Annotated in this window: 26 protein-coding genes and 2 pseudogenes; 15 read left to right on the top strand and 13 right to left on the bottom strand. The window is 68.9% G+C overall.

From position 1 onward, the window contains the following. Position 1: 1 nt before the first annotated feature. Together ET445_RS10060 and ET445_RS18020 are read left to right on the top strand one after the other, a co-directional pair. Positions 2-1,216, top strand: a complete 1,215-nt coding sequence (locus tag ET445_RS10060) for a type II toxin-antitoxin system HipA family toxin (RefSeq protein WP_165314368.1) — start codon at positions 2-4, stop codon at positions 1,214-1,216. Between the two features lie 47 nt (positions 1,217-1,263). Then, positions 1,264-2,316, top strand: a complete 1,053-nt coding sequence (locus tag ET445_RS18020; protein ID WP_243695166.1) for a hypothetical protein — start codon at positions 1,264-1,266, stop codon at positions 2,314-2,316. 7 nt (positions 2,317-2,323) lie between these two features. On the opposite strand, the gene ET445_RS10050 is transcribed toward ET445_RS18020, so the two are convergent. Both ET445_RS10050 and ET445_RS10045 read right to left on the bottom strand, forming a co-directional pair. Continuing rightward, positions 2,324-2,740 (bottom strand): type II toxin-antitoxin system VapC family toxin, encoded by a 417-nt coding sequence (locus ET445_RS10050; RefSeq protein WP_129191089.1) that lies wholly within the window; start codon positions 2,738-2,740, stop codon positions 2,324-2,326. Further along, complete coding sequence (locus tag ET445_RS10045) at positions 2,737-3,003, bottom strand: type II toxin-antitoxin system Phd/YefM family antitoxin (RefSeq protein WP_129191087.1); 267 nt, start codon at positions 3,001-3,003, stop codon at positions 2,737-2,739. The genes ET445_RS10050 and ET445_RS10045 overlap by 4 nt, the downstream gene beginning before the upstream one ends. Positions 3,004-3,175: 172 nt before the next feature. Here ET445_RS10045 and ET445_RS10040 point away from each other — a divergent pair, with 172 nt between their 5' ends. Beyond that, the gene (locus tag ET445_RS10040; RefSeq protein ID WP_243695165.1) at positions 3,176-3,529 is read left to right on the top strand and encodes a hypothetical protein; all 354 of its coding nucleotides are present in this window, start codon (positions 3,176-3,178) and stop codon (positions 3,527-3,529) included. A gap of 22 nt (positions 3,530-3,551) precedes the next feature. On the opposite strand, the gene ET445_RS10035 is transcribed toward ET445_RS10040, so the two are convergent. Further along, positions 3,552-3,854, bottom strand: coding sequence for a helix-turn-helix domain-containing protein (locus ET445_RS10035; RefSeq protein WP_129191085.1), 303 nt, complete (start codon positions 3,852-3,854; stop codon positions 3,552-3,554). A 212-nt stretch (positions 3,855-4,066) separates the two neighbouring features. Between ET445_RS10035 and ET445_RS18460 the strand changes: the two are divergent. From ET445_RS18460 to ET445_RS10020, 4 genes and pseudogenes are all read left to right on the top strand, one after another. Next, a pseudogene (locus ET445_RS18460) lies at positions 4,067-4,408 on the top strand (type I restriction-modification system subunit M N-terminal domain-containing protein); the annotation flags it as partial. 102 nt (positions 4,409-4,510) lie between these two features. After that, entirely contained in the window at positions 4,511-5,806 is a 1,296-nt protein-coding gene (locus tag ET445_RS10030; protein ID WP_341769750.1) for an HsdM family class I SAM-dependent methyltransferase, read from the top strand. Further along, entirely contained in the window at positions 5,803-7,104 is a 1,302-nt protein-coding gene (locus ET445_RS10025; RefSeq protein WP_129191081.1) for a restriction endonuclease subunit S, read from the top strand. The genes ET445_RS10030 and ET445_RS10025 overlap by 4 nt, the downstream gene beginning before the upstream one ends. Continuing rightward, a complete protein-coding gene (locus ET445_RS10020; protein WP_129191079.1) occupies positions 7,104-10,268 on the top strand; it encodes a type I restriction endonuclease subunit R in 3,165 nt (1,054 codons plus the stop codon). The genes ET445_RS10025 and ET445_RS10020 overlap by 1 nt, the downstream gene beginning before the upstream one ends. A gap of 13 nt (positions 10,269-10,281) precedes the next feature. Here the strand turns inward: ET445_RS10020 and ET445_RS10015 are convergent, their stop codons facing one another. The 7 genes and pseudogenes from ET445_RS10015 to ET445_RS09990 form a co-directional block, all read right to left on the bottom strand. Then, positions 10,282-10,611 (bottom strand): type II toxin-antitoxin system PemK/MazF family toxin, encoded by a 330-nt coding sequence (locus ET445_RS10015; RefSeq protein ID WP_243695164.1) that lies wholly within the window; start codon positions 10,609-10,611, stop codon positions 10,282-10,284. Between the two features lie 38 nt (positions 10,612-10,649). After that, the gene (locus ET445_RS10010; protein WP_129191075.1) at positions 10,650-10,874 is read right to left on the bottom strand and encodes a ribbon-helix-helix domain-containing protein; all 225 of its coding nucleotides are present in this window, start codon (positions 10,872-10,874) and stop codon (positions 10,650-10,652) included. A 40-nt stretch (positions 10,875-10,914) separates the two neighbouring features. After that, positions 10,915-12,216: a CDP-glycerol glycerophosphotransferase family protein gene (locus tag ET445_RS10005; protein WP_129191073.1), complete on the bottom strand. Its 1,302-nt coding sequence runs from the start codon at positions 12,214-12,216 to the stop codon at positions 10,915-10,917. Between the two features lie 93 nt (positions 12,217-12,309). After that, positions 12,310-13,155: a glycosyltransferase family 2 protein gene (locus tag ET445_RS18015; protein ID WP_243695397.1), complete on the bottom strand. Its 846-nt coding sequence runs from the start codon at positions 13,153-13,155 to the stop codon at positions 12,310-12,312. Between the two features lie 28 nt (positions 13,156-13,183). After that, positions 13,184-14,022, bottom strand: a pseudogene (locus ET445_RS18010) (CDP-alcohol phosphatidyltransferase family protein). Between the two features lie 5 nt (positions 14,023-14,027). Beyond that, the gene (locus tag ET445_RS09995; protein ID WP_129191069.1) at positions 14,028-15,083 is read right to left on the bottom strand and encodes a glycosyltransferase family 2 protein; all 1,056 of its coding nucleotides are present in this window, start codon (positions 15,081-15,083) and stop codon (positions 14,028-14,030) included. Positions 15,084-15,250: 167 nt separating this feature from the next. Then, the gene (locus ET445_RS09990; protein WP_129191067.1) at positions 15,251-16,987 is read right to left on the bottom strand and encodes a trypsin-like peptidase domain-containing protein; all 1,737 of its coding nucleotides are present in this window, start codon (positions 16,985-16,987) and stop codon (positions 15,251-15,253) included. 146 nt (positions 16,988-17,133) lie between these two features. On the opposite strand from ET445_RS09990, the gene ET445_RS09985 reads away from it, so the two are divergent. Further along, positions 17,134-18,357: an aminotransferase class I/II-fold pyridoxal phosphate-dependent enzyme gene (locus ET445_RS09985; RefSeq protein ID WP_243695163.1), complete on the top strand. Its 1,224-nt coding sequence runs from the start codon at positions 17,134-17,136 to the stop codon at positions 18,355-18,357. A 168-nt stretch (positions 18,358-18,525) separates the two neighbouring features. Here ET445_RS09985 and ET445_RS09980 read toward each other — a convergent pair whose 3' ends face one another. Both ET445_RS09980 and ET445_RS09975 read right to left on the bottom strand, forming a co-directional pair. Further along, a complete protein-coding gene (locus tag ET445_RS09980) occupies positions 18,526-19,440 on the bottom strand; it encodes a carbon-nitrogen hydrolase family protein (protein ID WP_129191065.1) in 915 nt (304 codons plus the stop codon). Positions 19,441-19,459: 19 nt separating this feature from the next. Further along, positions 19,460-19,957: a ClbS/DfsB family four-helix bundle protein gene (locus ET445_RS09975; RefSeq protein WP_129191063.1), complete on the bottom strand. Its 498-nt coding sequence runs from the start codon at positions 19,955-19,957 to the stop codon at positions 19,460-19,462. A 145-nt stretch (positions 19,958-20,102) separates the two neighbouring features. On the opposite strand from ET445_RS09975, the gene helR reads away from it, so the two are divergent. Next, the gene (gene helR / locus ET445_RS09970) at positions 20,103-22,319 is read left to right on the top strand and encodes an RNA polymerase recycling motor ATPase HelR (protein WP_129191061.1); all 2,217 of its coding nucleotides are present in this window, start codon (positions 20,103-20,105) and stop codon (positions 22,317-22,319) included. A 116-nt stretch (positions 22,320-22,435) separates the two neighbouring features. Then, on the top strand, positions 22,436-23,170 hold the full coding sequence (locus ET445_RS09965) for an alpha/beta fold hydrolase (protein WP_129191059.1): 735 nt from the start codon (positions 22,436-22,438) through the stop codon (positions 23,168-23,170). A gap of 8 nt (positions 23,171-23,178) precedes the next feature. On the opposite strand, the gene ET445_RS09960 is transcribed toward ET445_RS09965, so the two are convergent. Then, complete coding sequence (locus ET445_RS09960; RefSeq protein ID WP_129191057.1) at positions 23,179-23,955, bottom strand: 2,3-bisphosphoglycerate-dependent phosphoglycerate mutase; 777 nt, start codon at positions 23,953-23,955, stop codon at positions 23,179-23,181. 142 nt (positions 23,956-24,097) lie between these two features. Here ET445_RS09960 and ET445_RS17255 point away from each other — a divergent pair, with 142 nt between their 5' ends. The 5 genes from ET445_RS17255 to ET445_RS09945 all read left to right on the top strand — a co-directional run bounded on the left by ET445_RS17255 (position 24,098) and on the right by ET445_RS09945 (position 26,795). Next, a complete protein-coding gene (locus tag ET445_RS17255; protein ID WP_165314367.1) occupies positions 24,098-24,262 on the top strand; it encodes a hypothetical protein in 165 nt (54 codons plus the stop codon). Continuing rightward, positions 24,259-25,263 (top strand): CorA family divalent cation transporter, encoded by a 1,005-nt coding sequence (locus ET445_RS09955; protein ID WP_129191055.1) that lies wholly within the window; start codon positions 24,259-24,261, stop codon positions 25,261-25,263. Before ET445_RS17255 ends, ET445_RS09955 begins: the two co-directional genes overlap by 4 nt. A 72-nt stretch (positions 25,264-25,335) precedes the next feature. Next, positions 25,336-26,010 carry a Crp/Fnr family transcriptional regulator gene (locus tag ET445_RS09950; protein WP_129191053.1) on the top strand — a complete coding sequence of 225 codons (675 nt, stop codon included), beginning with the start codon at positions 25,336-25,338 and terminating at the stop codon, positions 26,008-26,010. A 72-nt stretch (positions 26,011-26,082) separates the two neighbouring features. Next, positions 26,083-26,259, top strand: coding sequence for a hypothetical protein (locus ET445_RS17250; protein ID WP_165314366.1), 177 nt, complete (start codon positions 26,083-26,085; stop codon positions 26,257-26,259). Beyond that, positions 26,256-26,795, top strand: coding sequence for a serine hydrolase domain-containing protein (locus tag ET445_RS09945; protein ID WP_165314365.1), 540 nt, complete (start codon positions 26,256-26,258; stop codon positions 26,793-26,795). The genes ET445_RS17250 and ET445_RS09945 overlap by 4 nt, the downstream gene beginning before the upstream one ends. Positions 26,796-26,836: the final 41 nt, after the last annotated feature.

The following is a 26,836-nucleotide window of genomic DNA, read 5'->3' as shown; positions in this document are numbered from 1 at the left end:
GTTGGTCGACGCCGCCGATGTCTACAAGTCCGGCGTTCTCGCCGGCTCACTCACGCGCACGCCGGCGGGGATCGCCTTCGACTACGCGGACTCGTACCCGGCTGACGCGCCTCAGGTCGCGACGACGCTCCCCCGAACGGATGCCCCGCTCGTCACGCCCGCGGGCGCGGTGCCGCCCTTCTTCGCGGGACTCCTCCCCGAGGGCCGTCGGCTCACCGCACTCCGCCGCGCGGTGAAGACCTCGGCCGACGACGAGCTGAGCCTCCTCGTCGCGGTCGGCGCCGACACCATCGGCGACGTGCAGGTCGTCGCACACGGCGAACAACCGCCCGCCGAGTCATCCGGAATCTCGATCGACGCACGCGCAGGATTCCGGTTCGACGACCTGCTCGCCGAAGCCGGTGTGAGCGAACGGCCCGCACTCGCCGGCGTGCAAGACAAGGCGTCGGCCGCGATGCTGTCGCTGCCCGTGCGAAGAAGAGGCGAACGATTCATCCTGAAACTCGATCCGCCCGACTACCCGAACCTCGTCGACGACGAAGCGTTCTTTCTGTCGCTCGCGCATGAGACTCACCTTCCGGCGGTGCGAGCGTCGGTGCTCACGGACGCCTCGGACCGGCACGGTCTGCTGGTGACGCGATTCGATCGCGTCGCCGACACCTCGCTCGCCGTCGACGCCGTTCGTTCGATCGCCGTCGAGGATGCCGCGCAAGTGGCGGGTGTGTGGCCGGCCGACAAGTACAACCTGAGCTTCGAGCAGGCCGCGAGCGCGCTCATCGGCGTGACGAAGGCCCCCGCAGTCGCAGGACTTCGACTGCTCGAGCAGCTCGCATTTGCATGGCTCACGGGCAACGGCGATCAGCACGCGAAGAACCTGTCGGTGTTCGAGGCGGTGCCGGGCGAGTTCCGCGTCGCTCCCGCATACGATCTGCCCGCGACGCTCTTCTACGGCGACGAGACGCTCGCGCTCACCGTCGGTGGCCGCGACACCCTCACGGCCGCCCGATTCGTCGAGGCTGCGAACGAGATCGGTGTGCCGCCGCGCGCCGCGACGCGCGCCCTCTCATCTGCTCTGAACACGCTCGCGGCGCTTCCCGACCGCATCGAGGCGGGCGCACTCCCGTTCGACCGACGGGTGAACGTGAAGGCGGCACGAACGCTTCGTCGACGGCATCGCGAACTGGGTGAGGGGCTCGCCCGACTCCGCGAGGCTTGACGATCACCTCGCATCCGACTCGCGGCCCCGCCACGTACAATCCCTGCATGCCCGAGCGCGTGCACAAGATCACCACGATGAAGTCGGATGCCCCGCATGAGCCGGGTGCGGATGGCGACGCGTTCTTCGACGGATCAGGTGCGGCCGGGGCATCCGGATCTCAAGGGGCGGCGGGGGCGACCGGCGCTCCGCGCGCGCACGGGTTCGAGCGCGGCATCGACGCCGTGCTGTCGATCCAGCGACCGGTTGTCGTGGCGCACATCCGGAGCATCCGCCGCCACTCCCCCGACGCGACGCCCGCGCAACTCGTGCGCATCCTCGAGCGCCGCTACCTCGCCGCCGTCACGACCGGTGGCGCCGCGGTCGGTGCGACGGCGGTCGTCCCCGGCATCGGCACGGGTGTGACGCTCGCCCTGTCGGGCGTCGAGACGGCCGGATTCCTCGAGGCGACCGCGCTCTTCGCCCAATCGGTCGCCGAGGTGCACGGCATCCCCGTCGACAATCCCGAGCGCGCGCGGGCGCTCGTCATGACGCTCATGCTCGGCAGCGAGGGCGCCGACCTCGTGAAGCAGTTCGCCGCGCAGGCGAGCGGAGTCGGCGTCGCCCGCAACGCGTACTGGGGCGAACTCATCACGAACACGCTGCCGAAAGCCCTCGTCGGCACCGTCACCGACCGCCTCAAGCACGTGTTCGTCAAGCAGTTCGCGGTGCGCGGCGGCGCAAGCTGGATCGGCAAGGCCCTGCCGTTCGGCGTGGGCGCCGCGATCGGCGGCATCGGCAACCACGTGCTCGGACGCCGCGTGCTCACCCAGTCCCGCTTCGCGTTCGGGCAGCCGCCCGCCGTGCTGCCGTTCGAACTCGAGTCGGCCGGCAGCGAGACGTTCGCCCAGGCCGGGCTTCGCCGCGCCGCGCGAGTGGGTGCGGCGGTGGGCGGCGTCGCGAAGGCGTCGGCGCGAGGCATCCGCGAGGTGTCGGTCTTGACCTCGACCGCTGCGCGGCGGGCGATCGGGCGGCGCGGGGCCGGGGATGCTTCGGATGCCTCGGATGGGTCCGATGGGTCGGGCGCAGCGGATTCGGAGCCGCTGCACCCGGTCGACTGACCTTCGTTCAGGAGTCCGAGGCACCCGCCCCGTCGGTGCCCGGCGCGACGACCTTGATTCCGAAGCCAGCGGCCGCCGCTGCCAACTCCCGGTCGTAGGTGATGATCTCGCCCGCGCCGAGCCGAATCGCCACCGCGAGGTGAATGGCATCGTTCGTGCGCAAAGGTGCATACGCACTCGCCGCGATCAGGTCACCGCGGGTGAGATCGACCAGTTGTACCGTGTCGAGAACCTCTTCGATGGCCGCTGGCAGAATGCGCCCGCCTCGTCGGCCGCTTGCGCAGTGGAGTTCGGAATGCAGGAGCCAGGAGGCGACGATCGTGCCGTCGGTTGCCGTGGTGATTGTCTCAAGCAGCGCAGCTGTCTCGACTTCGCTCACAAGAAGCTTCATCGCCGCCGAGGTGTCGAGATAGATCAGCCTCACCGGTCGCCTCGGAGGTCCGCGAGGATCTCCTCGGTCGACTCATCAAGCTGGACCGGGTGTAGCCCGCGAAGAGAGCTTAGTGGTTTGGTCGCCCGCCGCAACTGCCCTCTCGCCTCAAGCTCGTCGAGCACCGAGTCGGGCATCGGGATCAACTGCGCGACAGCTCGGCCACGATTCGTCACCGTGATCGTCTCACCGGATTCGACACGGCGCAGCACCTCAGCACTGTTGTTGCGCATCTCGCGGTGACTGATCGTGCTCATGTAGCACAGCGTAGCACTCGCGCTCATTCGAGCCTCGATCTCTTGTTCTCCATGTTGCGATCGAATCATGAGCCGCCGACATTTAGTCGAACAGGTGTTCGAATCGATGTCGGCGGCCGCTCGTACAGTCATCACGTCCCCAGCTCGTGCCGCCGAACCGAGGAGACGACGGATGCCGCATCCGCTTGTCGGCGCGCGCGTTGCGACGCTGCGACCCCAACCGATCACCCGCTTCGACGACGAGCCGTGGCCGCTCGCCGAGCCCGCCTACCGCGTTCCGTGGAGGGTCGACCGATCGCGAGACCCGTGGTTCACGCTCGTCAACGACGGCGACGAGCCGGCGAGCGGGGTGCAGATCTCGCTGAGCGGCGACGGCAGATTGCTGTGGCGTCCCCTGCTCACTGTCGCCGCAGGCGACCAAGTGACGTTTGTCGTGCAGGCCGACGACCCGGCGCGCAACTGCATCGCTTGCGTGCGATGGTTCCGGCCCGACGGAACGGAGTATCTGTGGCGGATCTCGTTCTGATCGGCTGAGCCGCAGCGCCGGATCAGCCGGCCTGTGCCTTGCGCGCCTTGATGAGATCGGTGGCGGTGAGCTGATGCGAGCGCGGCGGCAGGTCGCCGAGCTTGATGCCGCGCACGAGCGTGCCCGGATCAATCTCGAGCACACCTGCGATCCGCACGATCGTCGTGAGACTCGGATTCGCCTGCCCGCGCTCGATCTTGCCGAAGTTCGTGACGTGCATCTCGGCAAGCGCGGCCGCGTCCTCCTGACTGAGACCTTTCGCGGTGCGTGCGTCCTTCACACGCTCGCCGAGAATCCTGGCCGCGGCGGACTGAGGTGAAGGCATCTGTCTTGTTTATGTGCCCCTCGAAGTGGTGACCAGAGTCTGCAGCACTCATGCGTCTGTACCTCTAGTGTTTAACGCGCCTCAGACCTGAACCGCGGGTCGGCGCGACTCGGATTCCCTTCACATTCCCGGTCGACCGGCTCGTGTCGCACCGAAGGAGCTTGCGTGTCCGTCTCGACCGACCGATCTGATCGTGCATTCGGGGCCGAGCAGTGAGCGATCTCGGCGGATTCGTGTGGTCGATCGCCGATCAGCTTCGCGGTGTCTACAAGCCGCACCAGTACGGCGACGTCATCCTGCCGATGACGATCTTGCGTCGACTCGACTGCATCCTCGAGAGCACTCGCGACGAGGTACGGGCGATCGTCGAGAGCACCGAGCGAGAAGAACTGCGTGACGCGCTCATCCGCAAACAGCTCGGGCTCAACTTCTATAACACGAGCCCGTGGAACTTCGCTCGTCTGCTCGGCGACCCCGAAGGCCTCAAGGCCAACCTCGTCGACTACCTCGCCGGCTTCTCGAAGAACATCGACGTATTCGAACGCTTCCGGTTCGAGAATGAGATCCAGCAACTCGCCGAGAAGAACCGTCTGCTGCTGGTCGTGCAGAAGTTCGCCGAGATCGACCTCCACCCCGACGCAGTGTCGAACGCGGCGATGGGAGACCTCTTCGAGGAGCTCATCCGGAAGTTCGCCGAAGCCTCCAACGAGACGGCGGGTGAGCACTTCACCCCGCGCGACGCGATCCGACTGCTCGTCGACCTACTCTTCGCCGAAGACACCGAGGCGCTGACGGTCCCCGGCGTAGTTCGATCCGTCTATGACCCGACAGCAGGCACTGGCGGCATGCTCTCGGTCGCCGAAGAGCGGATGCATGAACTCAATCCCGACGCGCGACTGACCCTCTACGGCCAGGAGATCAACGATCAGTCGTACGCCATCTGCAAGTCCGACATGATCGCGAAGGGGCAGGACGCCGGCAATATTCGCCTGGGCGACACCCTCGCCGACGATTTGCTCGCCGGCCAGACCTTCGACTACTGCCTCTCGAATCCGCCGTACGGCGTCGACTGGAAGGCTTCGCAGGAGGCGATCAAACGGCACATCCAGGATGCCGGCGATCGCAGCCGATTCCCGGGCGGGCTTCCACCGATCAGCGACGGGCAGATGCTCTTTCTCCAACATCTGGCAACCAAGATGCGACCGGTACACGAAGGCGGCGGACGTGCCGGAATTGTCCTCAACGGCTCGCCATTGTTCACCGGTGGCGCGGAATCCGGCCCGAGCAACATTCGCCGCTGGCTACTCGAGCACGACCTCGTCGACGCGATCGTCGCGCTGCCGACCAACATGTTCTACAACACCGGCATCGCGACCTACGTCTGGGTCCTTGACAACACCAAACGCGCCGATCGCATCGGCACCGTGCAGCTCATCGACGGCTCGGGATTCTTCACGAAGATGCGGAGGAACCTCGGTCAGAAGAGCCGCGAACTGTCGGTCGAAGATCGGAGGAAGATCGTCGAACTCTACGACGAGCACGCCGAGTCCGAGCACTCGAAGATCTTGCCGACCGACGCCTTCGGGTACTGGACGATCACCGTGGAGCGACCGCTCCGAGACGAGACCGGCGAAGTCGTTCGCGACCGCAAGGGGAACCAGAAGCCCGACGCGAAGCTTCGCGACACCGAGAACGTGCCGTTCACGTATGGGGGCAATCTCGCTGGGGCCGAAGGTCGGGATGCCACGGTGCACGCGTACTTCGAGGCCGAAGTTCGACCGCACGTTCCCGATGCCTGGGTGGACCCGGCGAAGACCAAGGTCGGCTACGAGATCCCCTTCACTCGTCACTTCTACACCTATGTGCCTCCGCGGCCACTTGAGGAGATCGACCGGGATCTCAACGAGCTTATCGCCGAGATCATGGAGTTGCTCCGTGAGGTGGAGCGATGACGCTCCCCGGCACCCCGAACCGCGGCTGGTATCTGGACTGGGTCGGACCGCTCCCGGCCGGATGGGAGACTCGGGCGGTCGGCCGTGTGTCGTGGGTGAGAGCCCGACTCGGCTGGAAGGGACTCACTGCAGACGAGTACGTCGACAGTGGCGGCGTCGCGATGATCGCGACTCCAAATATCAAGCACAGTGCGATCGACTACGCGAACGCCAACCAAATCACGTACGAGCGATACGAAGAGTCCCCCGAGATCATGCTCGCCAGAGGAGACGTGCTTCTAACCAAGGACGGCTCGACTATCGGCACGGTCAACATCGTACGAGACCTGCCGGCCCCTGCCACCGTGAACGGATCGATTGCCGTGATCACACCAGCCTCAACCTTGGACGGCCGCTTCCTCTATTGGACGCTGGCAAGCCAGTACGCTCGATCGCTATTCGATCGGCTGAAGGACGGCATGGGAGTGCCCCACCTCTTTCAGCGCGATATCAACAGAATCGCAATTCCGTACCCGACCATCAACGACCAGCGATTGATCGCCGACTATCTCGACCACGAGATCGGCAGCATCGACACCCTCATCGCGAAGCAGCAGAGGCTCATCGCATCTCTCGGCGAACGGCGGCGGTCGACCATTCAGAGTCTGGCGCTAGCCGGCTTCGCGCCTCTCGGCCAAGCACAACGGGAATCAATCCCGATCGGCGCACTGTTCACTGTGGTCCTCGGCAAGATGCTCGATGCAGGCAAAGCGAGAAGCACGTCGGACTCTGACCTCCCATATATTCGGGCGGCCAATATTCAAGATGGCGGCCTCGCTCTGAGCGACGTCAATCGCATGCCCTATTCACTCGACGAGGCACAACGACTGAACCTGCAGAACGGCGACCTTCTCGTGGTCGAAGGCGGCGCGGTCGGCACATCTGTGCTTCTGAGGGAGGACATGCCTGGCTGGTCGTTCCAGAAGACGGTCAACCGCGTGCGATCGGTGGACAACGCCTCAACCGCCTGGCTTGGCTACGTGCTTCGGTCTTACCGCGATTCCGGTGTCATTGACATCCTCTGCGACGGCTCGACCATTGCTCACCTCACAGCGGAGAAGCTTCGCGCACTACGCATTCCGTTACTGCCCGTCGAGCGCCAGGCGGAGATCGCGCTTGAGCTAGATGCACGAACCGCGAAGATCGACACCCTCATCTCCAAGACCGAGCAGTTCATCGCCCTCGCGAAGGAGCGCAGGGCGGCGCTCATCACGGCCGCGGTAACCGGGCAGATCGACGTAACCACGAAGGCGGCGTGATGGGCATCGAGCACGAGCGGGCGTTCGAAGACGAGATCTGCGAGTATCTCGGCTCCCACGGCTGGATCTACGAGTCCGACCCGGCGCAAGGGTACGACAAAGCTCGCGCCCTCTTCCCCGCCGATGTGCTCGCCTGGCTCGAGGCCACCCAACCCGTCGAGTACGCGAAAGCGGTGCGCCCCGAGGCATCCGAAGCCGATCGAATCAAGGCCGAGCAGCAACTCCTCGATCGCCTCGTGAAGACGCTCGACACACCGCTCGACGCGGGCGGCGGTACGCTCAACGTCCTGCGCCGTGGGTTCAAGAAGACGCCCGCGACGTTCGCGATGGCCGAGTTCAAGCCCGCGACCTCACTCAACCAGGCCGCGAACGAGCGGTACGCGGCGATGCGCCTACGCGTGATGCGCCAGGTCTACTATTCGTCGAAGAACACGCAGTCGATTGACCTTGTGCTGTTCGTCAACGGCCTGCCGGTCGCGACGATCGAGCTCAAGACCGACAACACGCAGTCGCTGGACGACGCGATCGCCCAGTACCGGCAGCACCGCGATCCGAAGGGCGAGCCGCTGCTCGGATTTGCGAACCGATGCCTCGTGCACTTCGCCGTCTCGAACGACGAAGTCGCGATGACGACACGTTTGAACGGCAAGTCGACCCACTTCCTGCCGTTCAATCTCGGGCGCGATGGGGGCAAGGGCAATCCGGTCAACCCGTCGGGCGCGGCATCCGCCTATCTCTGGGAGCGCGTGCTGCACCGCGACGCATGGCTGCACATCATCGGGCGCCTCCTTCACCTCGAGAAGAAGACGAGCACGGACCCCATCACGGGCGCGGTCACGAAGTCGACGGCGCTCCTCTTCCCGAGATTCCATCAGTGGGAGCTCGTCACGGAACTGCTCGACACGGTCAAGCACGAGGGTCCGGGACATCGCTATCTCGTGCAGCACTCCGCGGGCTCGGGCAAGACGAACTCGATCGCGTGGCTCGCACACGGATTGTCGAGCCTGCACGATGACGACGATCGCAAGGTGTTCGACACCGTCATCGTGGTGACCGACCGCACCGTGCTCGACGACCAACTGCAGACGGCGATCAAGCAGATCGAAGGGGTTGGCGGAACCGTCGCGACGATCAACGCCGATGAGGTGCGCAAAGCCGGCGAAGAGGTCACGTCGAAGTCAGGACTCTTGGCGAAGGAGCTCCTGAGCGGCAAACTCATCGTCATCGTCACGATGCAGACCTTCCCGTTCGCGCTCGCGGCGATCCGTGAGACGAAGGGCCTCTCCGACCGACGCTTCGCGATCATCGCCGACGAGGCGCACTCGTCCCAGACCGGTCGCGTCTCGCAGAAGCTGCGTCAGGTGCTCACCGCCGAAGAACAGGCCGACCTTGCGGACGGCGGCGAGATCGACAGCGAAGCCGTGCTCGCTTCTGAGATGGAAGCGCGCGCGACATCCCCCAATCTGTCCTTCTTCGCGTTCACTGCGACCCCGAAGGCGAAGACCCTCGAACTCTTCGGACGCGTACCGAGCAACGCGGCGAGCGTCGGCGACGCGACCCCGCAGCCGTTCCACGTCTACTCGATGCAGCAGGCGATCGAAGAGGGCTACATCCTCGACGTCCTGAAGAACTACACGACCTACGACACCGCATTCCAGATCGCCGAGAAGTCGAAGCGTCACCTCGAAGCGGTCGACCTGGTGGATGAATCGGAGGCCACCAAGGGCCTCATGCGGTGGGTGTCGCTCCACCCGACGAACATCGGCCAGAAGGTGCAGATCATCGTCGAGCACTACCGCGAGAACGTGCGGCACCTGCTCGACGGGCACGCGAAGGCGATGGTCGTCACCAGTTCGCGTGAACACGCCGTGCGGTATAAGGAGGCCATCGACGCGTACATCTCGAAGAAGAGCTACCCGATCGCCACGCTCGTCGCGTTCTCGGGGAGTCTCACCGCCGACCAAGCGCCCGGAGTCGCGTTCGCAGGCGTCGTGCCGCCTTTCACAGAAGCGAACCTCAACCGCGGGCTCCGTGGCCGCACGCTCCCCGTCGCGTTCGCCTCGGATGACTTCCAACTCCTCCTCGTCGCGAACAAGTACCAGACCGGCTTCGACCAGCCGCTGCTCTGCGCGATGTACGTCGACAAGCGGCTCTCCGGAGTGACCGCGGTGCAGACGCTCTCCCGCCTCAACCGCACGTATCCGTCGGCCGGCAAAGACACGACCTATGTGCTCGACTTCGTGAACGACCCGCGGGAGATCCTCGACTCGTTCCTGCCCTACTACCGCACCGCCGAACTGACCGAGACGACCGACCCCGACCTCGTGCACGACGTCGTCGCGAAGCTCGACGTCGCGGCGATCTACACCGACGCCGAGGTCGAAGCGTTCGCCGTCGCGTTCCTCGCCGAAGCGCGCCACAGCGCTCACACTGCACCGCTCAAAGCAGCAGCCGATCGATTCAACACGCGCTACGCGAGCGCGGTAGCCACCGACGACAAGGCCGCGATCGACGAGCTCGACCTCTTCCGCAAGGACGTGGGCTCGTTCATCCGCCTGTACGATTTCCTCTCCCAGATCGTCGACTACGGCGACACGAGCCTCGAGAAGCGCTCGCTCTACCTTCGGCTGTTGCTCCCCCGGCTGACCGGCCGTGTGTCGAACGACCCCATCGATTTCTCGGCCGTCGAGCTCACACACATCAAGCAGGCTCGGTCGGGCGATCACAGCATCGATCTGAGTGCCGGGGAGGCCAAGGCACTCAGGCCTGCGGGCGAAGCAGGATCGGGGACGGCACGGGACCCGCGTCTCGCGCGGCTCGCCGAGATCCTCTCGCGGATCAACGAACTGTTCGCGGATGAAGACTTCAACGCGTCGGCGATCGAGTCGTGGGTCCAGGGCGTCGTCACCGTGCTCGCCGAGAACCCCCAGATCCGCACGCAGGCGGCCGCGAACACGACGACGCAGTTCGTCGAGTCGCCCGACCTCAGCAATGCCGTGACCGACGCCGTGCTCGGCAACCAGACGAACCAGAACGAGATCGTCGACTTCTACTTCGGTCGCCCCGAAGTGCAGATCGAACTCGTCAAGCGGTTCGGGGAACTCGTCCATGAGAACCTGCGCATCGAACGTGAGGAGCGGCTCGACGGCGAAGCGGCCGGCTGAACCCGGTCGAGAACTACAGCGATAGGTGCACGCGAAGCGCCTCATCGACTTCGGCCATGAGTTCGGCGTCGAGCCACCCGATCGCGTTCACCACGCGCTCGGTCGAGATGCTTCTCACCTGCTCGGTCTGAGCCTTCGAGTCGACGGGCAGTCCACTCCGGTCACGAGGAATCAACGCTTGATAGGGCCGGATGGTGCGTACGTTGCTCGTGAGCGGCACAACCGTGATGACGCCGTAGTCGGATCGCGCTGCGGCAGCATTTGCCCCATCATTGCTGACGATCACCGCCGGTCGGGTCTTCCCCTGCTCCGCACCGCGATGCGGATCGAGTTCGACGAGCACGACGCGCCCCCGCACGAGCTCTCGCTCCGGACGATGGGTCACTTGGAGACCAGTCCGTCGCCCGACGCAGCATCCCACGCGTCGGCCTCGCCCGACTCGCCCCACTCCTGGAACTCCTCGAGATAGCTCTGAGTGAGTTCGCGCTCCCGAAGCAAGCGGATGGACGCCGCGACTGCGGCTGAGCGAGACTCGTAGACGCCGCGTTCTACATCGGCGTCAAGGAATGCAACATCCGCCTCGTCGAGACTCACGCTGACCTTCATACCCCAATACTACCAGCGGTAGGAGCAGGGTAGCCAGGACCTACCCCGTCGCCTCCAGCTCCTCCTCGGCCTCTTCGCCCTCCACATCGTGGTCGTCGGGCTCGTCTTCGCCCGCGTGCAGGGCCGCGAAGCGGTCCCACTCCGCGAGCAGATGCTCGACGGCACCGTGAAAGCGTGCGGTCGTCACTCCGGGGGTCGTGTCGCCGAAGTAGCGCTCGACCCAGTAGCCGAGGCGCGCGAGGGCGTCGGGGTCGTGGGCGATCTCGTCGACGCGGGCGAGCATCGTCTCGCCGGGGCCGGCGACGAGCCAGTCGCACGCCGAGAGGTAACCGCCGGTGTCGATCTGGGCGGCGGGGTTCGCAGGCCGCGTGATGAGGAGCGGCTTTCCGGCGGCGAGCCGGTCGTAGACCATCGCCGAGATGTCGACGATCGCGACGTCGGCCGCGGCGAGCTGCCAGCCGAGCTTGGCACCGTCGTCGAAGATGTGGTGCGCCGACGGGTCTTCGACGTTCGCAGAGCGGATCGCGTCGATGATCTCGCGGTTCGCGGCGCCGTAGGCGGGGTCGACGACGCCCGAGCGCGGGTGTGGGCGGTAGATGACCCGGTGGCGTCCGGTGGCGAGGAGCGCGCGCACGAGGTGCACGCCGTGGGTTGCGATCGAGCCGTAGGCGGCAGCGGCGCGGTCGCCCTCCCACGTCGGCGCGTAGAGCACAACTTCACGATCATCGGACGGGTACGGCAGTTCGAAGTCGTCGAGATAGTGGTCGGCCTGCGGTCGCCCGATGGGAATGGCGCGCTTGTCGAAGTCGAAGTCCCACAGCACCTTCTCGAGGCGCGCGCGCGCGGCGTCGCCCGCGATGAGCGCGTAGTCGTACGCCTTGAACTGGTTGGTGGTCATGTACATCTTGTCGGACTCGCCGTGGTTGATGAACACGTGCCAGCGGCGCCCGTAGCGCATCATCTGGAAGTTCTTGGCGTTCTGGTTGACGTAGAACACGATGTGCAGGTCTTGCTCGTGGATGACCCGCTCGAGGTCGGCGACCCGGCGCACGTAGGCGACGTCGACGGGCGACTCCTCGAAGAGCGTGAGCGCAGCGCCGGAGGCGCGGGTCAGGATGAGTACGGGGTGCGTCTTCGACAGTTCGGCGAGCGGCGCGTACCATTGCCGCAGCTGGTACATGTTGACCTTGCCGTCGGCGAAGTACACCGCGATCTTGTACTTGTGCGGCTCGAGGGCCGGGCGCTCGGCGAGCTTCGCCTTCACCTCGCGCTGTGCGCGACGCGAGGAGAGGATGTTCTTCGCGAGCTTCACGGCGCGGCGCGCGTCAGTCTTCAATCCCACTGTCCAAGGGTAGCGAGCGGCCCTGAGCGGATGCCTCGCGGCCGGTGCCTCACGCGGGATCGCGAGGGGATCGTTACCCGAACCGGTGCAGCCTCACACGACGGGCAGGCGCCCCGCCCGAGTCATCCGCCAGACCGTCTTCCACGTGAGCGGCCGCCGCCCACCCGGATTCTCGCGCCACCCGGCCGCCCACCCGCCGAACCACGCACGGAGCGCCTTCGGCTTGCGCGCCCACCGGAGCACCTGGATCGCCGTCCACGACCCGACGTAGAACGGCACGAGCACCCACGGCAGGTTGCGCTTGGCGAGCCACACGCGGTTGCGCGCGTTGAGGCGGAAGTACTCGGCGTGGCGGGCGGGATCGATGACCGGATGTCCCGCTTCGAGATCGCCTGCGTACCAGGCGCGGTGCCCGGTGTTCCAGACCCGCCACGCGAGCTCGATGCCCTCGTGCGCGTAGAAGTACGGGTCGCCCCAGCCCCCGGCGGCCTCGAACACGGCGCGCGGGAGGAGCACGGCGCCCTCCCAGCAGCTGAAGACGTCGCTCGAGTGGGTCGCCTCGCCCTTGCGGATGCGCGGGATCCACCGTCGCGGCGAGACCGCACCGGTCGGGTCGACGACGCGCGGCTGGACGAGACCCAGGTCGGGCGTCGCCGCGAGCATCGCGCAGCCGCGCGCGAGGAAGTCGGCGTGCGGCAGGAACGCGTCGTCGTCGAGGAAGAAGAGCACGTCGCCGGTGACGTGCGGCACGCCGCGGTTGCGTCCGGCGGGGATGCCGAGATTCTCTGGCAGGTGCACGGTCGCAACGCCCGCAGGAAGAGCGGGGTCGGATGTCGCAGGGTTCCACCCGTTGCCGACCACGACGACATCGGTCGAGACATCCGTCTGATCGAGGACGCTCCGGATGCCTCGCGCCAGGTCTTCGGGGCGCCGGCCCATCGTGAGCACGACGACGCCGACGCGCGGGTCAGGACCGGACACGGCGGCTCGCCATGATTGCGAGGAAGTGCCCCCGAGCGCGAGGATCGACAGCGGCAGGAGCGCGCTCAGCACGACCCGGTCCACGACCGGCTGCCCGGCGAACAGCCCGACGACGGCCGCCGCGAAGACGATGAGCGTGAGCTCGACCGAGTGGTAGAGGCGGTGGAACGGCACGAACCGGGCCGCCTTGCGGAGCGTCGCGATGAGTCCGCCGCGGGGGTCGCTCTCGCCCTTGGCGTCGGCGAGCTTCGCGAGCCCGGCGTTCGCGCGCGCGACGTGCACCATGTCGTTGAGCGCTTTGTTGAGCACGATCACGAGGGCGAGGAGCGCGGCGATCGTCGTCCACAGGAAGTCGGCCGGGAACTCGAGCGGGTACGCGGCGGCGCGGATGCCGAGCGCGAGCGGGATGAGCGCCTCGGTCGAGTAGTGGCCGACCTTGTCGAGGAACACGCCCGCGGGCGACGACGTGCCGCGCCAGCGCGCGACCTCGCCGTCGCAGCAGTCGACGAGCATCTGCAGCTGGCCGAGGACGACCGCGAAAAGCGCCCCCCAGATGCCGGGGATGAGCAGGGCGGCGGCCGTCGACCAGCCGACGAGGATCATGATCCCCGTGACGCCGTTGGCCGAGATGCGCGTGTGCAGGAACAGCCACGTCAGGTACGGCGAGACGCGCCGGAGGTACAGGTCGGCCGTCCAGTGCTCGGCGTTGCGGCGACCGCGCACCTCGGGCGGCTGCGCGACAGCCTTGAGCTCGGCGATGCTCGTCGGCACCCCTCGCCCGGGCGCGCCCGGCCCGGGCACGCCGGGAGCGTCGGTCTGCGACATCCGTGTCACCTTCCCGTGTGCCGCGCGATGTTCTTCGCGAGCGACAGATAGCCGAGGATGAATCCCGCTCCCCACGACACGTGGATGCACGGAAGCACGAGCAGGAACCGCCACGCGGTTGCGCGATCGGCACCGCGAGCGTACACGAGGGTCGCGAGCGCGAGGAACGCGAGGTACACCGCCGGGACGACGAAGCCGAGAAGGAGCCACGGGGAGGCGCCCACGATCGCCTGCACGATGCCCGCCACGCCCACGAGGGTGCCGAGCACGACGCCGACGACCATGGCGGGCGGGACGAAGTAGCGGATGCCGTTGGACGCCGGGAACCGACGTGCGAGTTCGCCGCGCCAGAGGCCCGTCGAGAACATCTGCCGCGCGAGCCGCTCGACGCTCGAACGCGGACGATACGTGACCGAGAGCTCAGGCGTGAACCACACCGTGCCGCCCTGCTCGCGGATGCGGCGGTTGAGCTCCCAGTCTTGGCCGCGCTTGATCTCCTCGTCGAAGAGCCCCACGCGATGGAGGGCCGCCGTGCGGAAGACGCCGAGGTACACCGTCTCGGCGGGGCCCTCGGAACCGCCGACGTGGAACGACGACCCGCCGAGCCCGACGGGCGTCGTGTAGGCAAGCGCGACAGCCCGCTCGAACGGCGTCTCGCCGTGGGCGGCCATGACGCCGCCGACGTTGTCGGCGCCCGTGCGATCGAGGGTCTCGACCGCGATCGCCGTGTAGCGGGGCGACAGCACCGAGTGCGAGTCGACTCGCACGACGACGGGGTACTGCGCCGCACGGATGCCGATGTTGAGCCCCGCGGGCGTCGAGCCGACTTCGTTCTCGAGGACGCGAACGCGGGGGTCGCGCGCGGCGAGGTCTGCCACGAGTTCGGCCGTGCCGTCGATCGACGGGCCGAGCGCGATGAGCACCTCGATGGGGCCGGCGACCTCTTGCGCGAGGATCGATTCGACCGCCTGCCGCACGTGCGATGCGTCGTTCAGGACGGGCATGACATAGGACACGCCCGGGGCCGACGATGCCGTCGCCTCCGCTGGTTCTTCGGGCATGTTCCTCACTCGTGCTCGTTCGATCGAGCGTACCAGTCGAGGCCCGGCGCAACCTGTGCGCCGGGCCTCGTGGAAGGGCTCGTGAAGGAGTGGGCGGAGCGAGACGGATGCCTCGTGGTGCAAGCCGTGGGCGACCCGATCCCGAGCGGGCCGCCCACGGCCGCGCGTCAGCCTTCGAACGTGCCGAGCTCGACCTCGACGGTCTTCGTCTCGCCGTCGCGCACGAACGTCAGCTCGGCGGTCGAGCCGCCCGCGCGGGCGCGGACCTGGGCCGTGAGGTCGGTCTGATCGGTGATCTTCACGCCCTCGAACTGCGTCACGACGTCGCCGGCCTGGAGGCCCGCCTTCGCTGCGGCGCCGCCGTCCGAGACCTCGGTGATGAGCGCGCCCACGACGGTCGCGTTCTCGGCCGACTGGGCACTGGTGACGGTCGCCCCGAGCAGGCCGTGAGTGGCCGCGCCGTTCTCGATGAGCTCGTTCGCGACGCGCTTGGCCAGGTTCGACGGCACCGCGAAGCCGACGCCGATGTTGCCCGCCTCGCCCTGCGCCGAGCCGCCTGCCGAGAGGATCGCGACGTTGACGCCGATGAGCTTGCCCTCGGAGTTCACGAGCGCGCCGCCCGAGTTGCCGGGGTTGATCGCCGCGTCGGTCTGGATGACGGGGATCGCGATCGTGCCGCCGCCCTGCTGCTGTTGCTGCTGGCCGCCGCCCTCCTGGCCGGGGATGTCGAAATTCCAGAAGTCGAACGGGCTGTCGCCCTGACCGCCCTCGCCGCCGTCGCCCTGCTCGGCGCCGTCGTCGGGCGTCGCGGGCGCAGCCGACGACTGCACGTCGATCGAGCGGTTGAGCGACGAGACGATGCCGTTCGTGACGGTGCCCGAGAGGCCGAGCGGCGCGCCGATCGCGATCGCCGTGTCGCCGACGTTGAGCTTGTCGGAGTCGGCGAACTCGAGCGGCTGCAGCCCCGAGGCATCCTGGAGCTTGATGACGGCGAGGTCGCTCAGCGGGTCGGTGCCGATGAGCTCGGCCGAGTAGAGGCGGCCGTCGGCGGCCTTCACCTGGATCTGCGGCTCGCCCGTCGTGCCGTCGAGCGTCACGACGTGCGTGTTGGTGAGGACGTAGCCGTCGCTCGACAGGATGATGCCCGACCCCGTGCCGGCGCCCTGGCCGCCCTGCACCTCGATCGTGACGACGCTCGGGCTCGCCTTCGCGGCGACGGCCGTGATCTGGTTCACCGAGTCGGGGTTGTTGACGACGATGTTCTGCGGGCTCGCGGTCGCGGTGGGCGTCTGCGACTGGTTCTGGCTGTTCACGATCGCCGTGATGCCGGCGCCCGACGCGCCGCCGAGGATGGCCGCGGCGACCGCGATCGCGGCGACCGAGCCGAACCCGACCTTGCGCTGCGGGCGCTCGGCCTTCGGCGCGCCCTGTCCGACGCCCGGCTGAGCGGCGTACTGCGGCGCGCCGGGTGCGGCGGGTCCGCCGAAGGCGGGCGGCACGCTGCCGGACAGCGGCTCGGTCGGCTGGGTCGCGTACTGCGGCTGCGCGGGGGCCTGCGGCTGCGGCAGCGTCGGGTACGCGGCGGTGGCGGATGCCGCCTGGTGCGTGTACTGCGGCGCGTGGTACGGCTGCGCGGGCTGGCCCGGCGTGTAGACCGTGCCGGTCGGCTGCGGCGGCGCGCTGTGCTCGCCGGGGACGGTCCAGCCGGCGGGGGCGGCGGGCTGGGCTGGCTGAGCGGGCGCGGCGGATGCCTCGGGCGCGGCCGGCGCGGGCGGCTCGGCCGCTGCGGTCTCAGGAACGGCGGTCTCAGGAACGGTGGTCTCGGGGGCGGATGCCTCGGGCGTCGCGCTCGCGGCGGCCTCGGGCTCCTGGCTTTCGGGCTGACCCGGCTGGTTCTCGGTCATGTCTGCTCCTTCCAAGCGCTAACACTTTCTCGCCGCAGTCTGTGGAGCGGATCGGGGAAGTCTATGCATCCGCTATCCCTTCACCGGGAGTCATCCGGATGCCTCGCCCAGCGTAGTCATTGCCCGCCTGACGTACGGTGTGAATCGTGAAGCACGACGCATCCGCACTTCTCCCCTGGCAGCGCACCGCGCGAGGCGCGGGCCTGCTCGCCGCCGATGGAACGGTGCGGCCCACGATCTTCGCCGAGATGAGCGCGCTCGCACTCCGGACGGGCGCCTTGAACCTCGGCCAGGGATTCCCCGACGAGGACGGTCCCGCCGAGGTGCTCGAGGCTGCGCGGCAGGCGATCTCGGACGGCGTCAACCAGTACCCGCCGGGCATCGGGCTGCCCGTGCTGCGCGAGGCGATCGCCCGACATCAGCAGCGCTGGTACGGGCTCGCGGTCGACCCCGCGACCGAGGTCCTCGTGACGGCGGGCGCGACGGAGGCGCTCGCGGCGTCGATCCTCGCGTTCGTCGACGCGGGCGACGAGGTCGTCGTGTTCGAGCCCGCGTACGACGCGTACCAAGCGCTCGTCGCGCGCGCGGGCGGCGTGCTTCGGACGGTTCCGTTGAGGTTCCCCGACTGGCGCCCCGACCACGACGAACTGCGCCGTGCGGTGACCGATCGCACCCGGATCATCCTCGTCAATTCGCCCCACAACCCGACGGGCGCCGTCTTCGACCGCGCGACCCTCGAACTCGTCGTCGAGCTCGCGAACCGCCACGACGCGCTCATCGTGACCGACGAGGTGTACGAGCACCTCGTGTTCGACGGCGCTCCCGATTTCGAAGGACACATCCCCGTCGCGACGCTGCCGGGCGCGCGCGAACGCACGATCTCGATCTCATCGGGCGGCAAGACGTTCTCGACGACGGGCTGGAAGATCGGCTGGGTGACGGCGCCCGCGCCGCTCGTGACGGCCGTGCTGGCCGTCAAGCAGTATCTGACGTACGTCAACGGCGCGCCATTCCAGCCCGCGACGGCCGTCGGTCTCGACCTGCCCGACTCGTACTTCGCGGGAGCCGCGGCGACGCTCGCGGCCAAGCGCGACGTGCTCGCGGCGGGGCTCACCGCGGCGGGCTTCGACGTGTCGCTCCCGCAGGCCGGCTACTTCATCGTCGCGGATGCCTCGGGGCTCGGCTTCTCCGACGCCGACGAGCTGTGCCGGCGCCTGCCCGAGCTCGCGGGCGTCGTCGGCGTGCCCGTGTCGGCGTTCGTGCCGCCCGCGAGCCGCGACTCGGTCGCGAGCCTCGTGCGCTTCGCGTTCTGCAAGCGCCGCGAGGTGCTCGACGAGGCATCCGCCCGGCTGGCCGCGCTCGCACCCTGAGCCGAACTTCTCTCTGCCCCCGGCCACCACGGCCGACGTCGCGCAAATGGTCGTTTCACTGCGTCGATGGCGACGATTTGCGCGACTTCGGCGAGTTCGGTGGCGGGGCGGGAAGCGGGAGCGGGAAGCGGGAGCGGGAAGCGGGAGCGACGGTCGACAAGCGGCCGGTCAGATCGGCTCGACCCGGAACCGTCGGAGCGCGAGCGCCGGGTTGACGCGGCGCACGGCCTCGATGCGGTCGCGCGAGAGCCACGCGACGGCGACGGCGGAGGTCTCGTCGCCGATCGTCACGAGTTCGACGCCCATGGGGTCGACGATCATGCTGTTGCCCGCACCGACCGGCGGCGCGTGGTCGGCCGCGACGACGTAGACCGTGTTCTCGATCGCGCGCGCGGTCGTGAGGGTGCGCCAATGCGCCTCTTTGAGCGGGCCGCGCACCCACTCGGCGGGCATGCAGATCACATCGGCGCCGGCATCGACGAGCCGGCGGGCGACCTCGGGGAACCGCACGTCGTAGCACGTCTGCAACCCGAACGTCAGCCCGCCCGCCTCGAAGAGCTCGGGCTCGCCGATCTCGCCCGGCGCGACCCACTCGCTCTCGCGCTGGCCGAACGCGTCGTAGAGGTGGAGCTTGCGATAGCGGGCGACGACGGCGGCCGACGCGGCGGCGCCGGATGCTTCGGACCACGGCCCGTCGCCCACTCGCGGTGCAACCGCGACGACCGTGTTCGACACCCGCCGCGGATGCTCCGGCCGCCGCTCGATGAGCCCCGCGACGACGTGGATGCCGAGCCGCGCCGCGACCTCGGCGAGCGCCGTCGTGAACGGCCCTCCGTCGACGTCTTCGGCGTGTTCGAGCCAGTCTTCGCCGGGTTGCGGCGTGAAGTAGCTCGAGTATTCGGGGAAGACGACGAGCTTCGCGCCGCGTGCGGCGGCGAGTTCGGCGAGCCGGGCGACCTCGGCGCGGTTGGCCGCGGGGTCGGCGCCGGGCGCGAACTGCGAGACCGCGACGGGGAACGCGTCGCTCGAGACATCCGGCTCGCGCGAGACATCCGCCGCATTCGAGACATCCGGAACCGTCATGACGACAGACTACGCAGCGTCACGCGCGCGCCGCGTCGAGGGCTTCGAGCGCCCACGCGTAGTGGCCGCCGAGGCATTCGTGCACGGGCTCTGCGAGCGGGCCGCCGAGCCAGTCGCGGCGGGCGGGCTCGAAGAGCTCGTCGTCGTCGAGCGACTCGATGCGCGTGAGCACGGCGAGGTGGCTCGCGCGAAGGCGCTCGCGGGAGTCGGCGAGGCTCAGTCGGTCGCGGTAGCGATCGCGGAGGTCGTGGTTGAGTGCGTCGAGCGCGGCCCATGTGTAGCCGTCGGCGGGGTACGCGGGCGTCTTGCCGGCGCGTTCGGCGTCGAGCCAGCCGAGCAGCAGCACGTGCCACGCGTGCAGATGGTTGACGAGGTCGCGGATGTCGCGGTCGCGGCCGGGATCGGGGAAGGGATCGTCGCGTTCGCCGACCGGGATGGCCTCGATGGCCTCGTCGAACCGGTGGAAGCCGCGCACGGCGGATGCTTCGAGCTGAACGCGATTCGCAGGTACCCCCATGCGCCGATCTTAGGGGAGCGATTCCTGCCACTACCAGGATATCCGAGGGAGGGGGCCTTGCGGCAAGGGCCCCTCGGGGGCGCAGAATGGTCGGCCGCGCCCGGTTCGGCGTGCGTCCACCGCCCGCTCGCCCTCCAGAGGAGACATCCTGACTTCCACCGTCTTCGCCCTACCCGACCGCCTCGCCCGGAAGGCCGACCCGGCCCTCATCGCCGACGACGAACGGCACTTCGCCGCGATCGCCGCGACGCTCGCCCGTTCGATCGCCGACGCGTCGGCCCGACTCGACGAGGTGCGCCGCGCGCCCGGCGGCGCCGGGCAGGCGGCCCTCGAGCGCGATCTGGAAGTGCACCGGCTCACGGCGCGGCTACGTCTGCTGCGGCGGTACGGGCTCGATCTGTGCCTCGGGCGGATGGTTCCGGATGTCTCGGCCGACGCCGAACCGATCTACATCGGACGCATCGGCCTCGCCGACGCCGCCGGCCGGCGCCTGCTCGTCGACTGGCGGGCGCCCGCGGCCGAGCCGTTCTTCGCGGCGACCCTCGCCGACCCTATGGGACTCGCGAGCCGCCGCCGGTACCGGTGGACGCTCGGGCGCATCACGGACTACTGGGATGAGGCGCTGGCGCCCGTCGCGCCCGCCGGGGACGGCGCGGCGCTCGCGCTCGACGACGAGTCGGCGTTCATCGGGAGCCTCGGAGCGAGCCGGTCGCCGCAGATGCGGGATGTGCTCGCGACGATCCAGGCCGACCAGGACGCGATCATCCGCGCCGATTCGCGCGGCGCGCTCGTCGTCGACGGCGGGCCGGGAACGGGCAAGACCGTCGTCGCGCTGCACCGCGCCGCCTACCTGCTGTACTCCGACCCGCGGCTCGGCGCGCATCACGGCGGGGTGCTCTTCGTGGGGCCGCACGACGCGTACCTGTCGTATGTCGCCGACGTGCTGCCGAGCCTCGGCGAGGAGGGCGTGCAGATCGCGACGCTCCGCGGGTTCCTGCCGGAAGGCGCGTCGGCCGGCCGCGAGGCCGATCCCGTGGCATCCGCCCTCAAGTCGTCGGCGACGCTCCTCGACGTCATCGAGCCGGCCGTCGCATGGCACGAGCGCCCGCCGACCGAGCGCCTCGTCGTCGCGACGCCGTGGGCCGACCTCGTCGTGACGCACGCCGACTGGGCCGAGGCGTTCTCCGCAGCCGAACCGGGCACGCCGCACAACGAGGCGCGCGACGACGTATGGGCCGCGCTCCTCGACCTCCTCGCGGAGCAGCTCGTCGACGAGGTCGGTGAGAGCGACGACGTCTCCCCCGCGCTCATGCGCCGAACGCTCGCGCGCGACGAGTCCCTCGGCGCGCGGTTCAACCGGGCCTGGCCGCTCCTCGACCCGCTCGGCGTCGTCGCCGACCTGTGGTCGTCGCCCGCATATCTCGCGGCATGCGCGCCGTGGCTGAGCGCGCACGACGTCGGATCGCTGCAACGCCCCGACGCGCGCGCCTGGACCGCCGAGGACCTGCCCTACCTCGACGCCGCCCGCAGGCGCATCGGCGACCCGGCGGTCGCCCGTCGCACCCGGCTGCGAGAGGCCGAGCTCGCCGACGAACGCGAGCAGCGCGAACGCGTGCGCGACCTGCTCATCGCGGGCGACGACTCGGAGCTCGGCGTCATGTCGATCCTGCGCGGCGCCGACGCGGAGCACTCGCTCCAGTCGACCGAGGCACGCCCGCTGCTCGACCATGAAGCGCTCGCGGGGCCGTTCGCGCACCTCATCGTGGACGAGGCCCAAGAGCTGACGGATGCCGAGTGGCGCATGCTCCTCGATCGGGTTCCGTCTCGGAGCATCACGGTCGTCGGCGATCGCGCGCAGGCGCGGCGCGGGTTCACGGAGTCGTGGGAGGCGCGGCTCGCGCGCGTGGGCGTCGATGCAGGTGCGGGTGCAGGTGCAGGTGCAGGTGCAGGTGCAGGTGCGAACCGCGTGCGGGTCGCGGGACTCACGGTCAACTACCGCACGCCCGCCGAGATCATGGCAGTGGCCGAGCCCGTCATCCGCGCGGCGATTCCCGATGCGAACGTGCCGGTGTCGATCCGGTCGACGGGCGTCGCGGTCGAGTATTCGGGTGTCTCGGAGCGCGACGCGATCGTCGACGGATGGCTCGCGGCGAACGCCGAGGGCACGGCAGCGGTGATCGGCGATCCGTCGTTCGTCGCGCTCCCGCGTGTGCGCTCGGTCGACCCCGTCGAGGCGAAGGGGCTCGAGTTCGACCTCGTCGTGCTCGTCGACCCCGATGGCTTCGGCGACGGCATTGCGGGCGCGGTCGACCTGTACGTCGCGATGACGCGCGCCACGGGGCGACTCGTCGTGCTGTCGTGAGATCAGGTCGGGCCACCGAGACATCCTGAGTCTTTCTCATGTTTGCTGGCGTGTCGGCGATCGCGCCCAATAGCCTTCCCTCGAACCCGACCCACTCCCCACCCCTGGAGGAAACGATGTCAGACGCGACGAAGCCGACGATCGTACTCGTGCACGGCGCATGGGCCGACGCATCCAGCTGGGATGCCGTCACGAGAGCCCTGCAAGCGCAGGGCTACACCGTGCTCGCACCGCCGAACCTCCTGCGGGGGCTCACCGACGATGCGGCCTACATCGCGTCGTTCCTCGCGCAGCGCACGGCCGGGCCCGTCGTGCTCGTCGGCCACTCGTACGGCGGCGCCGTCGTCACGAACGCCGGCGGCTCGGCGCCGAACGTCAAGGCGCTCGTCTACGTCAACGCGTTCATCCCAGACGAAGGCGAGACCGTCGTCGGCATCCTCGACGGCTCGGGCTCGGCGCTCGGCGTGCCCGACCCGACGACGATCTTCGACATCGCGGGCTATCCGGGCGCGCCCGAGGGCGCCGCCGAGGTCTTCCTCAAGCCCGAGGTCGTGCATGCGTCGTTCGCGCAAGACCTCGACGAGGCCACCCGCTGGACCATCGCCGCCGGGCAGCGCCCCGCGTCGCTCGTCGCGAACGTCACCCCGTCAGGGCCGCCCGCGTGGAAGACGATCCCGAGTTGGGCCGTGTTCGGCGACGACGACCGGGTCATCCCCGTCGCCGTGCTCCGCCGCCTCGCCGAACGCGCGGGCGCGACCGTCACCGAGGTGCCGGGGGCGTCGCACGTGTCGATGGTGTCGCACCCCGACGAGACGGTCGCGACGATCGTCGCGGCGGCTTCGTCGGTCTGAGGCGGCGCCTACGTGCCGCCTTCGGCGGCGACCTTCCGGGCGGCGGCGGTCGCGGCATCCGCGTCGAGGTACCGGCCGCTGCGCGGAACCGGCACCCCTCGTTCGTCGGAGTTGTAGACGAGCGGGTAGCCCGTCGGCAGATTGAGGTCTTCGATCTCGCGCTCATCGAGGTCGTCGAGGATCGCGCACAGCGCCCGCAGCGAGTTGCCGTGCGCGACGACGAGGACGTCGGCGCCGCTCGCGAGCGCCGGGACGATCTCGTCGAGGTACACGGGCGCCACGCGCACGACGACGTCGGCGAGGCTCTCGGTCCGGCCGACGAGGAGCGGCGGTTGGATGCCTCCTGCCGGAAACAGTTCCGCCCACTGCACGTCGTCGAGCGCGGGCGGGCGCCCGTGCAGCGACCGGCGCCAGAACCGGAACCGCTCCTCGCCGAACTCGGCCCGGACCTCGGCCTTCGTACGGTTCGTGAGCGCGCCGTAATTGCGTTCGGCGAGACGCCAGTCCTCGACGACGGTGACGTCGGCGGCAGACGCCCCCAGCGCTTCCTGAAGCACCTCGACCGTCGCCGTCACCCGTTGCAGCGGCGAACTGAACCACTTCGCAGGCCGAAGCCCTGCGGCATCGAGCAGCCGCGCGGCGTGCGCCGCTTCTTCGCGCCCCCGCTCGGTGATCGGCACGTCGAGCACGCCCGTGAAGAGCCCGTCGGCGTTGCCCTGGCTCTCGCCGTGGCGGAGGAGGATCAGGGTGCCGCCGTGCCGCCCGCCCGCTGTGCTTTCCCCCACGGGCTCAGGATAGGCGCCACGCGCGCGCGAATGCCTGCCCGCGTACCGGCGCGTCAACCCCCTGCCGGGCGGCCGCCGCCATTCCTAACGTGGAGGAATCTGGTCGCGGACCTTCCGCGCCCACGCCTGAGGAGGGATCGATATGAACATCCTGCTCATCATCATCGTCGTCATCGCCGTCGTCCTCGCGATCACCGGCGGACTCGTGCAGTCGCTCAACTTCCTGCTGTGGGTCGGCCTGGTGCTGCTCGCGATCGCCGTGATCGCGTGGTTGCTGCGGGCCATCTCCGGCCGAACCGGGGCATGAGCCTCGAGACGTCGAAGCACATCGCGAGAGACATCCCGACCCCGACCGAGCGCCACCACGCGCCCGGATCGGGTCCGCGGTTCCAGCCGATCCGGCTCGTGAATCCTGACCGAACGGCACTCGAGCGGGTGCAGGATCGCATCTCGCTTCACCCGCTCGTCGTCGACGATCTGCTCGAAGGCCGCCAGCATCCGAAGTTCGAGAACCTCGACGGATGCCGCTATCTCACGATCTGGGACGTCGACCCCGGCGGGGTCGAACCTGCGACGACCGACGGCGACCTCGCGTTCGTCTTCGACGAACGCGAACTGCTCATCGTCCAGCGAGGGCCGGCGAACGGGATCCGTGACCTCGACGTCGCCCTGGCGGGCACCGAGCCTGTGCCGGCTGCGACGCCGATCTCTGCGCTCTACCGCGTGCTCGACGCCGTCGTCCACGACTTCATCGAACTCGGCGCCGACGTCGAGCGCGAACTCGACGAGGTCGAAGCCGAGGTGTTCGACAGCCGCGTTCGAGAGGACTACCGCCGCATCTACCGACTGCGCCAGCGCATCGGCCGGATCGACCGAGCCGCGTCGGGACTCGCCGACGCACTCCTCGACGCTCGCCGCGAGATCGAGGCCGCGACTTCGGCCGAGCCGGAACTCCGTGCCTACTTCACTCACCTCGAACACGACGTGCAGGGCGTTGCGAAACTCGCGGCCGACGAGCATGCGGCCCTCGACGCCGTCGTGTCGAGTCACCAGTCGAATGTCGCGACCCGCCAGAACCAGGACATGCGGACCATCTCGGCATTCGCGGCGCTGCTCGCGATCCCGACCGTCATCGCCGGCGTGTACGGCATGAATTTCAAGAACCTTCCGATGCTCCACTGGGAGTTCGGCTGGATCGGCGTCGTCGTCGTCATGCTCGCGCTCGATCTCGTCGCCTACCTCATGTTCCGGCGCCGGGGATGGCTCGGCGGGGTGGCCGGTCGGCGGCACGATGGGGACGAGAGCTGACAGGGACGAGAGCTGACGGGGACGACGAGCGCACACTCGCCCGCGGTCGCGCGTGCATGCCACGATCGGAGGGTGGATCGCATCGGGGTGCTCGCCGAGGTGCCGTTCCTCGCGGTCGCGTCCGCTCCAGCGCTCGAGCGGCTCGCGGCGGCAGGCGAGATCCGCGCGTTCGCGCGCCACGAGTTCCTCTTCCACGAGGGCGACCCGGTCGAGTGGACGTACCTCCTCGTCGAGGGCCGCGTCGCAGCGACCATGACCTCGCCCGAGGGCGCGACCGTGACCGCCCACATCGCGGGGCCCGGCGAACTGTGCGGACGCGTCGACTTCCTGGCCGGCCCCGTCTTCACCGTCTCGGCGCACGTCCTGACAGCCGGGACGGCGCTCGCCCTGCCGGCGACCGCGCTCCGGCGCGTGCTCGAGACCGAGCCGCAGTGCCTACTGCGCTTCGCGACCGATCTCGCGGTCGTCGTCACGACGCTCACGACCGCCGTCGCCGACCTCGTCTTCGTCGATGTCACCGGTCGGCTCGCCCGGGTCCTGCTCGACTGGGCCGATGAAGCCGGCTCGGTCGCACTGCCCGGCACCCAGTCCGAACTCGCTGCGCGCCTCGGCGTGACCCGGCAGACGCTCAACACGGCGCTCGCGCGCCTCGCCCACGACAGGCTCATCCGCGTCGACTCGCCCCGACTCCTGCACCTCTCCTACGTTGCAGCGCTCGCGAAGCTCGCGAGAGTGTCGCCCAGGTGACAGACGGATGCCTCGGCTCGACGGATCATGCGACCGGGCCGCAGCGCGGGCTGCGGCTGGAGCGGAGGGGTCGTGGCCGTCACACGTCGGACACTCCTGCTGGGTGCAGGCGGGGCGTTCGCCGCGGGAACGCTCGCCGCGTGCGCTCCCGGAGCGACTGAACGACTGGCGGATGAATCGGGGATCTTCGACTTCACGGCCGACGACGCGTTCGTCGCGGCCTTCACGGCCGACCCGACGATGCCGTGAGCCTCGACGACACGATCGCGGTCCTCAGACGGAACGACCCGCTCTTCGCCCCGGGCGACCAGGTGTCGTACTGCGACTCGAACTACGCCCTCCTCGGCGCGATCGCCGAACGGCTCGACGGAGCGCCGCTCCACGAGCTCGTCCAGCGGCGCATTCTCGACCCGCTCGGGCTCGACCGCACCTCGTATCCGACATCCACGACCCTCCCGGCACCGCACCCGACGCCGTATGTGCCCGAGGTGCTCGTCGACGGCCGACTGCTCACCGCCGAGACCCAGCGCGCGCGGTTGAAGACCTCGAAGTTCGCGGGGCAGACGCTCGACTTCGGCTACGGCCTCGGGATCACGAACTTCAACGAGTATCTCGGCCACGACGGCGCCATCTTCGGCTTCTCGTCGGTCGTGCTCACGCGCCCGAAGACCGGCACGCAGATCGCGATCGTCGGCAACGAGTCGACGAACTCGACGACGCCGACCCTCTCGATCGCCGTCGCGATCATCGACGCGATCGACCCGTCCCAGGGCACGGGCTCGTGACATCCGGAGATCGCAGCACCCACCCCACGGAAGGCCCGACC

It is taken from the genome of Agromyces protaetiae (assembly GCF_004135405.1).
Lineage (GTDB): Bacteria > Actinomycetota > Actinomycetes > Actinomycetales > Microbacteriaceae > Agromyces > Agromyces protaetiae.
This window is presented reverse-complemented; position numbering and strand designations above follow the sequence as displayed.

What these genes read in the sequence shown, in the direction of transcription:
- ET445_RS18020 (WP_243695166.1), top strand. Translation starts at nt 1,264, where the DNA reads ATGCCCGAGCGCGTGCACAAGATCACCACGATGAAGTCGGATGCCCCG.
- ET445_RS10045 (WP_129191087.1), bottom strand. Translation starts at nt 3,003, where the DNA reads ATGAGCACGATCAGTCACCGCGAGATGCGCAACAACAGTGCTGAGGTG.
- ET445_RS10040 (WP_243695165.1), top strand. Translation starts at nt 3,176, where the DNA reads ATGCCGCATCCGCTTGTCGGCGCGCGCGTTGCGACGCTGCGACCCCAA.
- ET445_RS10035 (WP_129191085.1), bottom strand. Translation starts at nt 3,854, where the DNA reads ATGCCTTCACCTCAGTCCGCCGCGGCCAGGATTCTCGGCGAGCGTGTG.
- ET445_RS10030 (WP_341769750.1), top strand. Translation starts at nt 4,511, where the DNA reads ATGGGAGACCTCTTCGAGGAGCTCATCCGGAAGTTCGCCGAAGCCTCC.
- ET445_RS10025 (WP_129191081.1), top strand. Translation starts at nt 5,803, where the DNA reads ATGACGCTCCCCGGCACCCCGAACCGCGGCTGGTATCTGGACTGGGTC.
- ET445_RS10020 (WP_129191079.1), top strand. Translation starts at nt 7,104, where the DNA reads ATGGGCATCGAGCACGAGCGGGCGTTCGAAGACGAGATCTGCGAGTAT.
- ET445_RS10010 (WP_129191075.1), bottom strand. Translation starts at nt 10,874, where the DNA reads ATGAAGGTCAGCGTGAGTCTCGACGAGGCGGATGTTGCATTCCTTGAC.
- ET445_RS18015 (WP_243695397.1), bottom strand. Translation starts at nt 13,155, where the DNA reads ATGGGCCGGCGCCCCGAAGACCTGGCGCGAGGCATCCGGAGCGTCCTC.
- ET445_RS09995 (WP_129191069.1), bottom strand. Translation starts at nt 15,083, where the DNA reads ATGCCCGAAGAACCAGCGGAGGCGACGGCATCGTCGGCCCCGGGCGTG.
- ET445_RS09990 (WP_129191067.1), bottom strand. Translation starts at nt 16,987, where the DNA reads ATGACCGAGAACCAGCCGGGTCAGCCCGAAAGCCAGGAGCCCGAGGCC.
- ET445_RS09980 (WP_129191065.1), bottom strand. Translation starts at nt 19,440, where the DNA reads ATGACGGTTCCGGATGTCTCGAATGCGGCGGATGTCTCGCGCGAGCCG.
- ET445_RS09975 (WP_129191063.1), bottom strand. Translation starts at nt 19,957, where the DNA reads ATGGGGGTACCTGCGAATCGCGTTCAGCTCGAAGCATCCGCCGTGCGC.
- ET445_RS09965 (WP_129191059.1), top strand. Translation starts at nt 22,436, where the DNA reads ATGTCAGACGCGACGAAGCCGACGATCGTACTCGTGCACGGCGCATGG.
- ET445_RS17255 (WP_165314367.1), top strand. Translation starts at nt 24,098, where the DNA reads ATGAACATCCTGCTCATCATCATCGTCGTCATCGCCGTCGTCCTCGCG.
- ET445_RS09955 (WP_129191055.1), top strand. Translation starts at nt 24,259, where the DNA reads ATGAGCCTCGAGACGTCGAAGCACATCGCGAGAGACATCCCGACCCCG.